Genomic DNA, 14,102 nt, shown 5'->3' with positions numbered 1-14,102 from the left:
CAAACTTTTTTTGAAGAAAATTATTCGATGAAACGGTAATTAAACAGTTGCCAGCCGATACTCAACCCCACATTCCACTCCCTTCTCGGTGAGCTATAATGATTTACATAAGCAGAGATCGCTCCAAAAGGTAATTGGCAAATAACAGAAACTTCTCCCATATATTCTACCTTTGAGAAAGCTTTTCCATAAAATGCTTTGTTTTGCGTATTCTTCTCGATAGGAAAAATAGGCATAAATCCATAAAATTCTCCTCTCAGATGAAACATATCATTGAAAATAAACATAGGCTTGATACCGGCAGCCAGAAACTGATTGGCGCGGAAAGCCTCATTATACATCAGCTTACTATGCGGAGTCGGCGAAAATTCTGCAGCCTGCATCATTGTCGCCGTAAAATTCTCCGAGAAGTTTCTCGATGAATACAGCGCTTCCGCCATCCATCCCAAAACAAATTTAGGCGCCATACTATGATATGCTTCTTTCATATAAGAAATCTGTAACCATGATTGCCGTTCCTGTGTAACAGACTGTTCTGTCGGATTTCCAGGCTTATATCTTTCTTTTCCCGTAAAAATCTGAGCTATTAATTTCTCGTTATATCCTTTTGTAGCGTATTGACGAGAATTCAGTGTACTTCCATAAAAACTAATAGAACCGCCTATAAGCCTGTATAAGCTCCTGTCCGAACGGTCTTCTTCAAAGTTTATCACACTGGATTGAAAATAGTTATCTTGCAATTTCCCAATACCAAAGCCAAATTCTGCCCGTTTATTCGCTAAGAACGGTAAAGCGATAATCAACTTCAGAAATCGTTCATCCTTTGAATTAAAGGAAGGTTTATCGTTTTTAGAGAACAGTTTCTCTTTCTTGTAATAATCAAAAGTACTGATAGACGCAATAAGCCGATATGAAGTAGGAATATGAGTAGGCAAATCTATACGCGCCATCAGTTGGGCATTATTATAAACTTTACCCAATTGGCCGTCAAACGTAAACTCTTTGGCATAATAATTTAAGTTCTGATAGCCCAGTCCCAGATATATCTGATTAGAACTCGTCGTAGACACACTCCCCCCTAAGCGGACAGAGAAATTATCCTCCATCTTTACTTTCAGATGCAAATCGTACATATCGGTTTCCTTATTAAATACCGCCTTCGGAATGATTTCCGATATCATGTTATCCGCAAGTAAACGGAAATATCCACGCTTCAAATCTTCGTAGGTGAATGGTTCATCTTCTTCATCATGAAATTCCTTCTGAATATAAGCCTGTTGCTGGGGGTTAGCTCCATCAATATAAATTTTCTGAAAATAGAGCTGCGGCAGATTACTGCGATAAACCAGACGGCGTAAACGCACATTATCTGCATTCACCCTACGATGAATACGTCCCTTTATAGAATCCATCAGACTAAGAGTGCGATTGTAACCTATATCATGGAGTTCCTGAAGACGGTCGAAATCAAGTAAGTTCACATCATCATACTTAAATGTCATAAGGATGCCGACAGAATCCGGAATAGAATAGTCCGTCTTCTGCATCACCATGTTCTCAATCTGACTCATAAGGTCATTTTCTTTAGGCTTGGATGGATTAGCGGCCACCACACTACCAATAATAATATCCGGATGAAAATCATCCCGCATTACATCCGTTGGAAAGTTATTGTAAATACCACCATCATAAGCCAGCACGCTATCTATCTCAATAGGCTTAAAAACAAACGGAAAACTCATGGAAGCACGGACAGCATCTCCCAGGTCACCTTTCCCTAACACTATTTGCCGTTTATTGTATACATCAGAAGCAATACAGCGGAAAGGAACAAACAGCCTATCAAAATCACCGTCACAAGCAGCCGTAGCACGGGCAAACAGCTCCACAAATACCAAATTCATCTGGATGGGGTTAACCATACTGGTTGGCAATTGCGGTTTGACATTCAAGGAGTCCTTAAAATCAAAGCGGATATTAAAAAACTCCGGTGTGGGAATACTTTTCTTGAAATAATAGGCATATTTAGGTTCTACTTTTCCCGAATACCAGCGTTTAAAGTCTTCTGAACGCAACAAAGCCTCCATATCATCGGGAGAGTATCCCATGGCATACAACGAACCGATAATGGCTCCCATGGATGTACCGGTAATATAATCGATAGGGATATTGTTTTCTTCCAAAGCCCGAATGATGCCGATATGCGTCATACCTTTCGCACCACCACCACTCAATACAAGTCCAACTTTTTGGGCATGCAACATGGGCAGCAACAAGAAACAAAACGATAAAAGCAAAAGAATTCTTTTCATACTTCAAAGTTCCGAGCTGAAAATATATTATTATCAAAGCTCAAATATATGCAATTGTTTCGAAATTGGACGTATCCAACGCTAAAAAACAAGCATTCCCACACAAAATATACGAAAAAAGGAGCATTACAACTCTTATAAAAGTTGCAATGCTCCCGGCATATAGATTGTGAATAAAGGGCGTATTTAGATTAGCTCGATGCTTCTCTTCACAAAATTATTCAAAGCTTCACCTTTCAGCATGCCATTTTGCAGCAATGCCAGGTCAATCAATTGGCGGACAACTTTATTTTTAGCAGCATATCCGGCAAAGACTTCGTCTTTCTTTGTTTTCAGTTCTTCCCACTTCTGATCCAATCCGTTCACTTCGTCTTTTTCAGCAGTAGAAATTTCTTCGTCTTTCTTACCTTTTTGTTTATCTTTCAGCTCATTACGACGTTTGTCTACGTCATTCATTTCTTGCTGAATAGGAGCTACAGCAGAGTCGCATTCTTTTTCTTCGTCTGCAAGAACTTCTTTCACCAGTTTGTGATCTGAATTCAGCACAAGGTTGAACATATCGGGCATTTCTCCATAGAAACTCATACCAGCCTGAATATTAGCCATTTCTTTCATACGGCGCATATATTCGCTTTGGGTAATCATCACAGGAGAAGAGTTTTCACCCAAAGCCTGCGCAGTGATATTAAACTCAACCTTTTCCAGCTTAGGCAACTGGCTCTTGAACACAGCAGAAAGAGCTTCTTGTTTGCCTGTTTCCAGAGTTTCACCTTTCTTATCTTCTTTGATAATCAGATTATCGATAACATCACTATCTACACGGGTAAAGCGAGATTTCTCAAACTTTTGCTCCAACATGCTTACTACAGCAATATCCAGTTGGCCATCCATCAGCAATACATTATATCCCTTGTTCTTAGCAGCCTCGATATAGCTGAATTGCTCATCTTTATGATTAGCATACAAATAGATCAAATTGCCATCTTTATCAGTCTGATTATCTTTGATTAGCTTCTGATACTCTTCAAATGTATAGCATCTACCATCCGTATCGGTGAAAAGGGCAAAATCTTTTGCTCTGTCATAGAAGTCTTCCTGAGTAAGCATCCCGTAATTGATGAAAATCTTCAGGTCATTCCACTTTTCCTCGAACTGTTTGCGATCATTTTTGAAGATAGATTGCAAACGATCAGATACTTTCTTTGTGATATATGTCGAAATCTTCTTCACGTTAGAGTCGCTCTGTAAATAAGAACGGGATACATTCAACGGAATATCCGGAGAATCGAGCACACCATGCAACAGTGTCAGGAAGTCAGGTACGATACCTTCTACTGAATCCGTAACGTATACCTGGTTACTATAAAGTTGTATCTTATTCTTATTCAATTCGATATTACTCTTTACTTTCGGGAAATAGAGGATACCTGTCAGATGGAACGGATAATCTACATTCAGATGTATCCAGAACAGAGGTTCATCAGACATCGGATACAGGTCACGATAGAACTTCTTATAATCTTCATCCTTCAGTTCGCTGGGTTTCAATGTCCACAACGGATTGCTGTCATTGATGATGTTATCTTCGTCTGTTTCAACCTGTTTTCCATCTTTCCAGTCTTTCTTTTTGCCAAAAGCAATAGGTATGGGAAGGAAACTACAATATTTCTTCAACAGAGAAGAAATGCGGGCCTCTTCCAGGAATTCTTTACTTTCATCGTCAATGTAAAGTACTATATCTGTACCACGGTCAGCTTTATCAATGTTCTCAATGGTGAACTCCGGACTGCCATCGCAACTCCATTTCACTGCTTGAGCACCTTCTTTATGAGATTTCGTGATAATTTCCACTTTCTTAGCCACCATGAAAGCTGAATAAAAGCCTAAACCGAAGTGACCGATAATTGCATTAGCATCATTCTTATACTTCTCCAGGAAATCGTTGGCACCTGAAAAAGCAATTTGGTTGATATATTTGTCGATTTCTTCGGCAGTCAAACCAATACCACGGTCTGAAACAGTAATTGTATCTTTTCCTAAAGACACATGTACGGTCAAATCGCCAACTTCACCTTTAAACTCGCCAATAGAGGCTAAGGTTTTCAACTTCTGCGTAGCATCTACGGCATTAGAAACTAACTCGCGGAGAAAAATTTCATGATCGCTGTACAAGAACTTTTTGATAACGGGGAAAATGTTTTCGGTAGTTACCCCAATATTTCCTTTTTGCATACTACTTATGATTTATATTTTTAAGTTTATATATTTAATCGTTTGGCAAGTGTAATGCAAAAAAAATGCCAGCCCATAAGGACTGACATTTTGACTGTTTATCATCTTCTAAGAAGACTTCATTTTCAGGCTTTCTTGATGTCCAGTTCTCCTTTATCTTCGTTCAAAGAGACAGAAATCGTATCACCCGTCTGCAATTCGGAAGAAATAATCAATTCCGAAAGTCCATCTTCTAGATAAGTCTGGATGGCACGCTTCAACGGGCGGGCACCAAACTGCACATCATATCCTTTAGATGCCATGAACGTCTTGGCTTTAGCATCAATAACAAGCTTATATCCAAGAGATTCCACGCGCTCATACAAGCCTTTCAACTCGATATCGATAATCTTTTCGATAGCATCCAGCGAAAGCTGGTCGAAAGTAATAATCTCGTCGACACGGTTCAGAAACTCAGGGGCAAACGACTTATTCAAAGCCTTTTGTATCACGCCGCGTGAATATTCTTTATCATCCGTACGATTCTGAGCGGCAAAACCTACACCACGACCGAAGTCTTTCAATTGACGTGTACCGATGTTGGAAGTCATGATAACCACTGTATTCTTAAAGTCTACAGTTCTGCCATAACTGTCAGTCAGACGACCTTCATCCATCAGTTGTAACAAGATGTTGAATACATCCGGATGGGCTTTCTCAATCTCGTCCAACAATACGATAGAGTAAGGTTTACGACGCACTTTCTCTGTCAACTGTCCGCCTTCTTCGTATCCTACGTATCCCGGAGGTGCACCAACAAGACGAGAAACGGTAAACTTCTCCATATATTCACTCATATCCACACGTATCAGCGCATCGGCAGAGCCAAACATATATTTCGCCAACTGTTTCGCCAAGTGAGTTTTACCTACACCCGTAGGCCCCAGGAACAAGAATGTTCCGATAGGACGGTTAGGATCTTTCAATCCTACACGACTACGCAGAATAGCTTTCGTCACCTTTTCAATAGCCGGATCCTGAGCTATAACTTTAGCTTGCAGCTCTTCTTTCATACCCGCCAACTTGATACCTTCAGCCTGCGCCATACGCTGTACAGGCACACCGGACATCATAGAAACCACATTCGCAATTTCCTCTTCACCAACTATCTGGCGATCATCTTTTAAGCGAGCTTCCCATTCAGCCTTCATCTCTTCCAAACGAGCAGAAAACTCTTTCTCATGATCACGGAAGCTGGCAGCAAGTTCGAAATTCTGCGATTTCACTGCATCCGCCTTTTGTTGGCGGGCTTCTTCGATCAGCTTCTCCTGTTCTTCAATCTCTTTCGGAACAGTAATGTTTGTCAGATGGACGCGCGAACCGGCTTCGTCCAAAGCATCAATAGCCTTATCCGGGAAATTGCGATCAGTAATGTAGCGGTCTGTCAACTTGACACATGCTTCCAGCGCTTCATCCGTATAAGTCACATTATGATGGTCTTCGTACTTCTCTTTGATATTCTTCAATATCTGGAGCGTTTCCTCGGCAGTAGTCGGTTCAACAATCACTTTCTGAAAACGGCGTTCCAAAGCACCGTCCTTTTCTATATTCTTCCGGTACTCATCAAGGGTAGTAGCACCTATACATTGTATTTCACCACGTGCCAATGCAGGTTTCAGCATATTGGCAGCATCCATAGAACCGGCAGCTGCTCCGGCACCCACAATCGTGTGAATCTCGTCAATAAACAGAATAACGTTCGGATTCTTCTGTAACTCATTAATGATAGAACGAATACGTTCCTCAAACTGGCCGCGATACTTAGTTCCGGCTACTACAGAAGCCATATCAAGCATTACCACACGTTTATCAAACAGAATACGGGATACTTTCTTCTGAACAATACGTAATGCTAATCCCTCTACAATAGCTGATTTACCTACACCAGGTTCGCCTATCAATACCGGATTATTCTTCTTACGACGGCTCAATATCTGAGCCAACCGCTCGATTTCACGTTCACGACCTACCACAGGATCCAGTCTACCTTCTTCCGCAGCCCGGGTCATATCCATACCAAAGTTATCCAATACCGGAGTATCATTGGATGGTTTCTTAGACGCTGTTTGCGTAGAAGACTGTGAACTACCACTTTGAGAAGAACGTGAAGACATGTTCATTTCATCTTCTTCCTCGTCATCATCTTCCGTAAATCCCATACCTGCGTTAGGGCTGGCTTTCATAGAAAGCTGTTCGAACACTGACTTATAATCTATATTATTTTCTTCCAATACCGTAGCGGCCAAATTATTACCGTCTTTCAAGATAGCCAGCAATACATGTTCAGTATCAGCAGTGGCACTCTTCAGCAGACGAGCCTCGAGTATACACATTTTCAATATCTTAGCTGCCATAGGAGACAATGGAATGTCTGCATCGGGCAACAAGTTATCATCTTCAATCTCTTTTAAAAAACCTTCCAGACGTTTCTTAACTCTGTTTAGGTCTATATCCAGTTTCTGCAATATTTCTATAGCTTTCCCTCCGCCGTCTCGCAACATGCCGAGTAGAAGATGCTCCGGACCGATATATCTATTCTTCAGCCGGTTAGCTTCTTCCTTGCTGTAAGTGATAATGTCAGAAACTCTTTGTGAAAACTGATTATTCATACTTAATATTCTCCTTCCTTATTCTAAGGTGTTACTTAATACAAAGATACGCATTTATAATTTCCAGTACGTATTCTATCGTTTTATTTATTATTTATATACAAAACCCGTGCCACAGTTTATATCCGTTCATCAGTATCATACTAAAATGCTTTCATTCTTGTGAAAAAGCTCCTTATTAATACCTTATTTATATATTATAAGAACAAAGTAGGTGAGAGAATGGTTCTGAAATAAAGTTTATGGGCGAAAACTTTTGTATATCGTAAAAAAGCAGTACTTTAGCGTGGTTTTTCATGAACCAAAGTATGTATAATTAATAATCTTTTTAAATGCTTGAACAAGACAGAATTATAAAGATTAACATCGAGGAGGAAATGAAGTCATCGTACATTGACTACTCCATGTCGGTCATCGTTTCGCGTGCCCTTCCGGATGTTAGAGATGGTTTTAAGCCTGTCCACCGTAGAATTCTCTTCGGAATGATGGGACTGGGAAATACGTCTGATAAACCTTATAAAAAATCAGCCAGAGTTGTAGGTGAAGTATTGGGTAAGTATCACCCGCATGGTGACTCTTCCGTTTACGGTGCATTAGTTCGTATGGCACAGCCTTGGGCAATGCGTTACATGGTGGTAGATGGCCAGGGTAACTATGGTTCGGTAGACGGCGATAGCGCAGCAGCTATGCGTTACACCGAGTGTCGCTTGCGCAAGATTGGTGAAGATATGATGCAAGACCTTGACAAAGAAACCGTTGATATGCAGAACAACTTTGACGATTCTTTGCAGGAGCCTACCGTTATGCCTACCCGTATTCCAAACCTTTTGGTAAACGGTGCATCTGGTATTGCTGTAGGTATGGCAACCAATATGCCGACACACAACCTTTCAGAGGTTATTGATGCTTGCATCGCATACATCGAGAACAACGATATCGAGATAGAGGAGTTGATGAACTATGTGAAAGCTCCCGATTTTCCAACAGGAGGATATATATATGGTATGAGTGGCGTACGCGAGGCATATCTTACAGGCCGCGGTCGCGTTATCATGCGTGCAAGAGCAGAAATTGAAACCAGTTCTACACATGACAAAATTGTTATCACGGAAATCCCGTATGGTGTCAATAAGGCGGAACTGATCAAGAATATCGCTGATTTAGCCAATGATAAGAAAATAGAAGGTATTTCCAATGCCAATGATGAGTCTGACCGTGAAGGTATGCGTATCGTGATTGATATCAAACGTGATGCCAACGCCAGCGTAGTCTTGAATAAGCTCTATAAGATGACGTTATTACAGACTTCTTTTAGTGTGAACAACGTAGCATTGGTACACGGGCGTCCTCGTTTGCTGAATCTGAAAGACATGATTAAGTACTTCGTAGAACATCGCCATGAGGTAGTTATCCGTCGTACTCAATATGACTTGCGCAAGGCTAAAGAACGTGCTCATATATTGGAAGGCTTAATCATAGCATCAGATAATATCGATGAAGTAATCCGCATCATCCGTGCTGCAAAGACACCTAATGATGCCATTGCTGGCTTGATGGAACGCTTCCAATTAACTGAAATTCAGTCTCGTGCTATCGTAGAAATGCGTTTGCGTCAATTAACCGGACTGATGCAGGATCAGCTTCACGCTGAGTATGAAGAAGTAATGAAACTGATAGCTTATTACGAAGAAATTCTTTCAAATGACGAACTTTGCCGCAAAGTTATTACTGATGAATTAATTGAAGTAAAAGCAAAATACGGAGATGAACGTCGTTCTGAGATTGTTTACTCATCCGAAGAATTCAATCCGGAAGATTTCTATGCAGATGACGAAATGATTATCACCATTTCTCATATGGGCTATATTAAACGTACTCCATTGAGCGAATTCCGTGCTCAAAACCGTGGTGGAGTAGGCTCTAAGGGTACAGATACCCGCGATGCAGACTTCATTGAACACATATATCCAGCAACCATGCACAATACCATGATGTTCTTTACTCAAAAAGGTAAGTGCTATTGGCTTAAGGTATATGAAATCCCTGAAGGTACCAAGAATTCCAAAGGACGTGCTATTCAGAACCTGCTGAATATTGATTCTGATGATGCTGTAAATGCATATCTACGTGTGAAGAACCTTTCTGACACAGATTTCATCAACAGCCATTATGTTTTATTCTGTACCAAGAATGGCGTTATCAAAAAGACATTACTTGAACAGTATTCCCGCCCTCGCCAAAATGGCGTAAACGCTATTACTATCCGTGAGGACGACCGCGTTATCGAGGTACGTATGACTAACGGTGACAACGAAATTATCATTGCCAATCGTAACGGACGTGCTATCCGCTTCCACGAAAGTGCTGTACGCGTTATGGGACGTACTGCAACTGGTGTACGCGGTATGACGCTTGACGAAGACGGACAAGATGAAGTCGTAGGAATGATTTGCATCAAAGATCCTGAAGCAGAAACCATTATGGTCGTTTCTGAACAAGGCTATGGTAAACGTTCTGATATCGAAGACTACCGTAAGACTAATCGTGGTGGCAAGGGTGTTAAGACGATGAATATCACCGATAAAACAGGTAAATTGGTAACAATTAAGTCTGTAACAGATGATAATGACCTAATGATTATCAATAAATCTGGTATCACCATTCGTCTGAAAGTTGCTGATGTCCGTATTATGGGTCGTGCTACTCAGGGTGTTCGTCTGATCAATCTTGAAAAGAGAAACGATGAGATCGGTTCAGTATGTAAGGTTACATCAGAAAGTATGGAAGATGAAATACCTGTTGATGATGAAAATTCTCCGATTCCGCCTACTATAAATGAAGTAGAAGGAGAGGAGAAAGACTATAACTCTGATAATGGAATCAATAATGAAGATGAAGAATAGACATAATATTAATTTTAATTTTACAATTATCATGAAAAGAGTATTATTTTCAGTGATTTTATTGCTCGCTGCAGGCTTCACTTTCGCTCAAGAAAAGACTGTGAAAGAAGCTAAAAGCATTGCGAATGAAGTAAAGCCGAACTTTAATAAGGCCGAACAGCTCATCAATCAAGCCTTGACTAATCCTGAAACAAAGGATAATGCCGACACTTGGGATGTAGCCGGTTTTATTCAAAAAAGGATTAATGAGGAGGAAATGAAAGACGCATTTTTGAGAAAACCTTATGATACTCTTAAGGTATACAACAGTGCATTAAACATGTGTAAGTACTACCTTAAATGTGATGAACTGGCACAGGTTCCAAATGAAAAGGGAAAGATTAAGAACAAGTACAGAAAGGCTAACGCTGCTGCAATTATTGCAGAGCGTCCTAACTTGATCAATGGAGGTATTCAATACTATAATTTGGAGAAGAACAAAGAAGCATTAGATTTCTTTGGAACTTACATTGAAATAGCTCAAAATCCTATGTTTGAAAAGGAAAATTTCCTGCAAACAGATACTATTTTACCACAGATTGCATATTATGCAAGTTTGGCAGCGGCTAAAATGGAAGATTACCCTAGCGTTCTGAAATATGCTCCTTATGCGCAGAATGATAAGGAAGTAGGTCAGTATGCGATGGAATTCATCTCTACAGCTTTAAAAGCACAAGGTGATACTGTTAAGTGGGTTGCTTCTTTAAAAGAAGGTTTGCAGAAATATCCTCAACATTCATTCTTCTTCGGTCATTTGATTGATTATTATAGCAATAATAATAAATACGATGAAGCTATGCAGTTTGCTGATGATATGTTGGCTAAAGATCCTAATAATACATTCTATCTGTATGTAAAAGGATATCTTTATCATAATATGTACACTAACCTGAAAAATGAAAAGAAAGAGCAAGAAGCTGCAGATGCACTCAATAATGCTATCAAGTATTATACTAAGACAACAGAAATAGATCCTAACTACGCAGAAGCATTTTCTAATTTAGGTTTGATCTACTGTCTGCAAGCACAAGACTTCTCAGAGAAAGCAACAGCAGATGTAAATGATCCTAAGTATAAAGAAGATCAAGCAACTTTGAAAGCTTTCTATGAAAAAGCAAAACCTTGCTATGAAAAAGCAAGAGCATTGAAGCCTGACCAAAAAGATTTATGGTTGAATGGTTTATACCGAGTATACTACAATTTGGATATGGGACCTGAATTCGAAGAAATCGAAAAAATGGTTCAATAAACACACCAATAGTTTTTAATAAAAAGCCTAATCAACATGGTTGATTAGGCTTTTTATTTTTTAGGAGCTTCGTATTAAATACTTAATTTTCATAATAGGGAAGTATAATAATCTGGTCCAGTGAATACTAGTATTATATATTAAACATAATACCGATTATTAATTCAAAATGCTTGCGTTATTTATTTTAGCTTGGACGCCCATAAATAACTAACAGCGGTGTATCGGAATGAAAAATCATTTTCCGAGCAATACCTGGATTAAATAAGCGAGAGAATATATTGCGTTTATAAGTAGTCAACGTAATTATATCAATATGATTAGTTTTTATGTAATTATCTAAGCTATTCAAGAAATCATCATTCATCACGACATCATAATGAATTTCCAGGTCCGGATACTGTTTTTGAAAATATTCCTTAATACCACCTAATTTAATTTCATTCCAAGTGTCCTTAACATCTGACAAATGAATCAAAGATACAGAGAAATGAAATGGCTTTAAAGCGGCAATCAAAGAATCGAATGCAATTAAATCTCGTTGATCAAAATTGGTGATAAATGCAATACGTTTAGCTTCTGCTAGCTGTCTAAATGGAGTATTCTCCGGAATGGCTAAAACTGGTACGCGACTTCGTTCAATTACCTCAGCAGTTACACTACCAATTAAATCTATATCTTTTTGATTTTTACCACGAGTCCCCATAATCACAATACGTGGCCGATATTCCTTCGAATAACGAAGAATTTCCTCTTCTGGAATACCTTCACGCAATACACAACTATATTTTACATTCGGAAACTCTCCTGAAGCTACTTTTGCTTTTACCTTATCAGATAAAGTATTTAAGTCTGCATGAACTTTTTGTAATATGTTTTTTACATTTTCATCGTCTGTAAGCTGATAATTAAAAACATCTCCATAAGGCAATGATGTGGTATAGATTGGTGTAAAATAAACATGAAGCAGCACAACTTCCGCTCCCATATTCTGAGCAAAATTAAAACCAAACTCACATGCTTTCATTGAATAATTAGAAAAGTCTACGGGAATTAAGACCTTGTTACTCTCCTTTTCTACTTTGGGTGACTTCCCTCCCACTACCTCTTCAGAAAGCCAAGCAGAGCTCTCAGTAATCTTCAATGCACGCGGTAAATCGCTTTCTCTTATACGTAAGCGCACACCTGAAGACACTACAGGTTGTATTTGATTTACATTATGAATATAGGTTTCAATACCTTCATTTTCAAGCACATTCTTCAATATCTGAGCTTTTGCATAAGTCAGAATAGCTAAGGTTACTAACTTGTCTTCCATAATCAACTGTTTTTACTTTATAAACAAATAAGAAATCCCAATTGTTTGTCTATCAATTGGGATTCATTTATAACTTTCTTTTCTTAAGCTCGAACAGGCTCAGCACTGGCATTTATTTCATCTAGAATTTTTAGAGCTCTATCAAGGACGGTAGTATCATCCAACATAACCAAACCACCATCTGGACCAGGCTCTAAATGTATCCCAACACTCTTACCCTCCTTAAAATTGTGACCGCCAAAAAAATTTCTAACCGTATCAACGTTCAATCCGAGCTCATCGGCTATTCTATGCATACTACCAGTAGGTAATGAATCTTTAATCCTGCGAAGTTCATTAAATGTTATTGTTCTCATATTTATAAATTTAATGGTTAATAACTCTGTGAGTTTCACTTATCACGCTATAAACTTAAGGAAAAAAAAAGATAAAACAAACTATTTCGGTATCTTTTTTACTAAAATAAAGAAGCCTGTCAAAAGGAGATTTGTATTTTCCCTTTCAACAGGCTTCTTTCTATTATTAACTATCTTATTATGAAATAATTACATCTATCAGATAACTTCAACAGATGATGCAGGTACCCATCCTACTTTACCATCTTCTAAGCGGATTTCTTTCCATTCACGCATGGAGTTATCTTTAATTTCAACCTTCCGTCCCTCATGCAATATGAACAAACTGGTGCCACTTTCACTCGGAGTACTACGTACTGTTACACTTGGAGTTAGTACGATAGCACTGTTACGGTTTAATAGCTCATTTTTCTGTTGAAAAGCAAAAACGTTCGCTAATATAACTAATACCAGAAATACTATCCCTGCAATAAATCCTATTTTCTTCCACACGATTTGCTTGGAAAAGAAGAAGAAGTAAAGAGATGCAAGCAACAAAAAGAAACAAACGACGCCTACCTTTGCCCAAGCATCCACACTCAAACAATTAATCAATGATTTCGTCCAAGATACAAAGAAAACCTCGGGTACAGGAATCACTTTATCAATCGTTTTTGCACGAGCAATTTCCAAATTAGCCCGAATATCAGCATTGCCTGGCTGTATTAAAAGTGCACGCTCATAATTTAAAATGGCTTTGGCTATATCACCGGCCTTATAGTAGCTATTTCCTAAGTTATAGTATACCTCAGCCGCTTCTCCTTCTTTCAGCAGAGCTTCATATATCTGAATAGCAGAGGCATAATCATTCTTCACATATGCGCTATCTCCTTCTGCTTTTGTCACACTATTCTCTTGCACAGCAGCTGAAAATTCAGTGTGTGAACCTATTGTTACCGAATCATTCGCTTGTTGTAATGTATCCGATGTAGTCTGTCCAGAAGAGGTCAATGCCATTAACAGGCCAACAAAAGTAAAAAACAGTATTTTTTTCATCATATAACCT

Annotated in this window: 8 protein-coding genes; 2 read left to right on the top strand and 6 right to left on the bottom strand. The window is 39.0% G+C overall.

The features are described from left to right. Positions 1 to 20 precede the first annotated feature (20 nt). From BACINT_RS09250 to BACINT_RS09240, 3 genes are all read right to left on the bottom strand, one after another. The gene (locus BACINT_RS09250) at positions 21 to 2,312 is read right to left on the bottom strand and encodes a patatin-like phospholipase family protein (protein ID WP_044154856.1); all 2,292 of its coding nucleotides are present in this window, start codon (positions 2,310 to 2,312) and stop codon (positions 21 to 23) included. 186 nt (positions 2,313 to 2,498) lie between these two features. Beyond that, positions 2,499 to 4,544, bottom strand: coding sequence for a molecular chaperone HtpG (gene htpG, locus BACINT_RS09245; protein WP_007662494.1), 2,046 nt, complete (start codon positions 4,542 to 4,544; stop codon positions 2,499 to 2,501). A 125-nt stretch (positions 4,545 to 4,669) separates the two neighbouring features. Further along, on the bottom strand, positions 4,670 to 7,192 hold the full coding sequence (locus BACINT_RS09240) for an ATP-dependent Clp protease ATP-binding subunit (RefSeq protein WP_007662493.1): 2,523 nt from the start codon (positions 7,190 to 7,192) through the stop codon (positions 4,670 to 4,672). 332 nt (positions 7,193 to 7,524) lie between these two features. Here BACINT_RS09240 and gyrA point away from each other — a divergent pair, with 332 nt between their 5' ends. Both gyrA and BACINT_RS09230 read left to right on the top strand, forming a co-directional pair. Further along, on the top strand, positions 7,525 to 10,095 hold the full coding sequence (gene gyrA / locus BACINT_RS09235; protein WP_007662492.1) for a DNA gyrase subunit A: 2,571 nt from the start codon (positions 7,525 to 7,527) through the stop codon (positions 10,093 to 10,095). 31 nt (positions 10,096 to 10,126) lie between these two features. After that, positions 10,127 to 11,383: a tetratricopeptide repeat protein gene (locus BACINT_RS09230; protein WP_181982214.1), complete on the top strand. Its 1,257-nt coding sequence runs from the start codon at positions 10,127 to 10,129 to the stop codon at positions 11,381 to 11,383. Positions 11,384 to 11,570: 187 nt separating this feature from the next. Here BACINT_RS09230 and BACINT_RS09225 read toward each other — a convergent pair whose 3' ends face one another. From BACINT_RS09225 to BACINT_RS09215, 3 genes are all read right to left on the bottom strand, one after another. Continuing rightward, positions 11,571 to 12,701 (bottom strand): universal stress protein, encoded by a 1,131-nt coding sequence (locus BACINT_RS09225; RefSeq protein ID WP_007662481.1) that lies wholly within the window; start codon positions 12,699 to 12,701, stop codon positions 11,571 to 11,573. An 83-nt stretch (positions 12,702 to 12,784) separates the two neighbouring features. Continuing rightward, the gene (locus BACINT_RS09220) at positions 12,785 to 13,057 is read right to left on the bottom strand and encodes a hypothetical protein (protein WP_044154854.1); all 273 of its coding nucleotides are present in this window, start codon (positions 13,055 to 13,057) and stop codon (positions 12,785 to 12,787) included. 198 nt (positions 13,058 to 13,255) lie between these two features. Then, a complete protein-coding gene (locus BACINT_RS09215; protein WP_007662477.1) occupies positions 13,256 to 14,095 on the bottom strand; it encodes a tetratricopeptide repeat protein in 840 nt (279 codons plus the stop codon). Between the last annotated feature and the right edge of the window lie 7 nt (positions 14,096 to 14,102).

This window comes from Bacteroides intestinalis DSM 17393 (assembly GCF_000172175.1).
Lineage (GTDB): Bacteria > Bacteroidota > Bacteroidia > Bacteroidales > Bacteroidaceae > Bacteroides > Bacteroides intestinalis.
This window is presented reverse-complemented; position numbering and strand designations above follow the sequence as displayed.

Bases quoted from the DNA above. Each gene is read 5' to 3' on its own strand.
- BACINT_RS09250 (WP_044154856.1), bottom strand. From the start codon at position 2,312: ATGAAAAGAATTCTTTTGCTTTTATCGTTTTGTTTCTTGTTGCTGCCC.
- htpG (WP_007662494.1), bottom strand. From the start codon at position 4,544: ATGCAAAAAGGAAATATTGGGGTAACTACCGAAAACATTTTCCCCGTT.
- BACINT_RS09240 (WP_007662493.1), bottom strand. From the start codon at position 7,192: ATGAATAATCAGTTTTCACAAAGAGTTTCTGACATTATCACTTACAGC.
- gyrA (WP_007662492.1), top strand. From the start codon at position 7,525: ATGCTTGAACAAGACAGAATTATAAAGATTAACATCGAGGAGGAAATG.
- BACINT_RS09230 (WP_181982214.1), top strand. From the start codon at position 10,127: ATGAAAAGAGTATTATTTTCAGTGATTTTATTGCTCGCTGCAGGCTTC.
- BACINT_RS09225 (WP_007662481.1), bottom strand. From the start codon at position 12,701: ATGGAAGACAAGTTAGTAACCTTAGCTATTCTGACTTATGCAAAAGCT.
- BACINT_RS09220 (WP_044154854.1), bottom strand. From the start codon at position 13,057: ATGAGAACAATAACATTTAATGAACTTCGCAGGATTAAAGATTCATTA.
- BACINT_RS09215 (WP_007662477.1), bottom strand. From the start codon at position 14,095: ATGATGAAAAAAATACTGTTTTTTACTTTTGTTGGCCTGTTAATGGCA.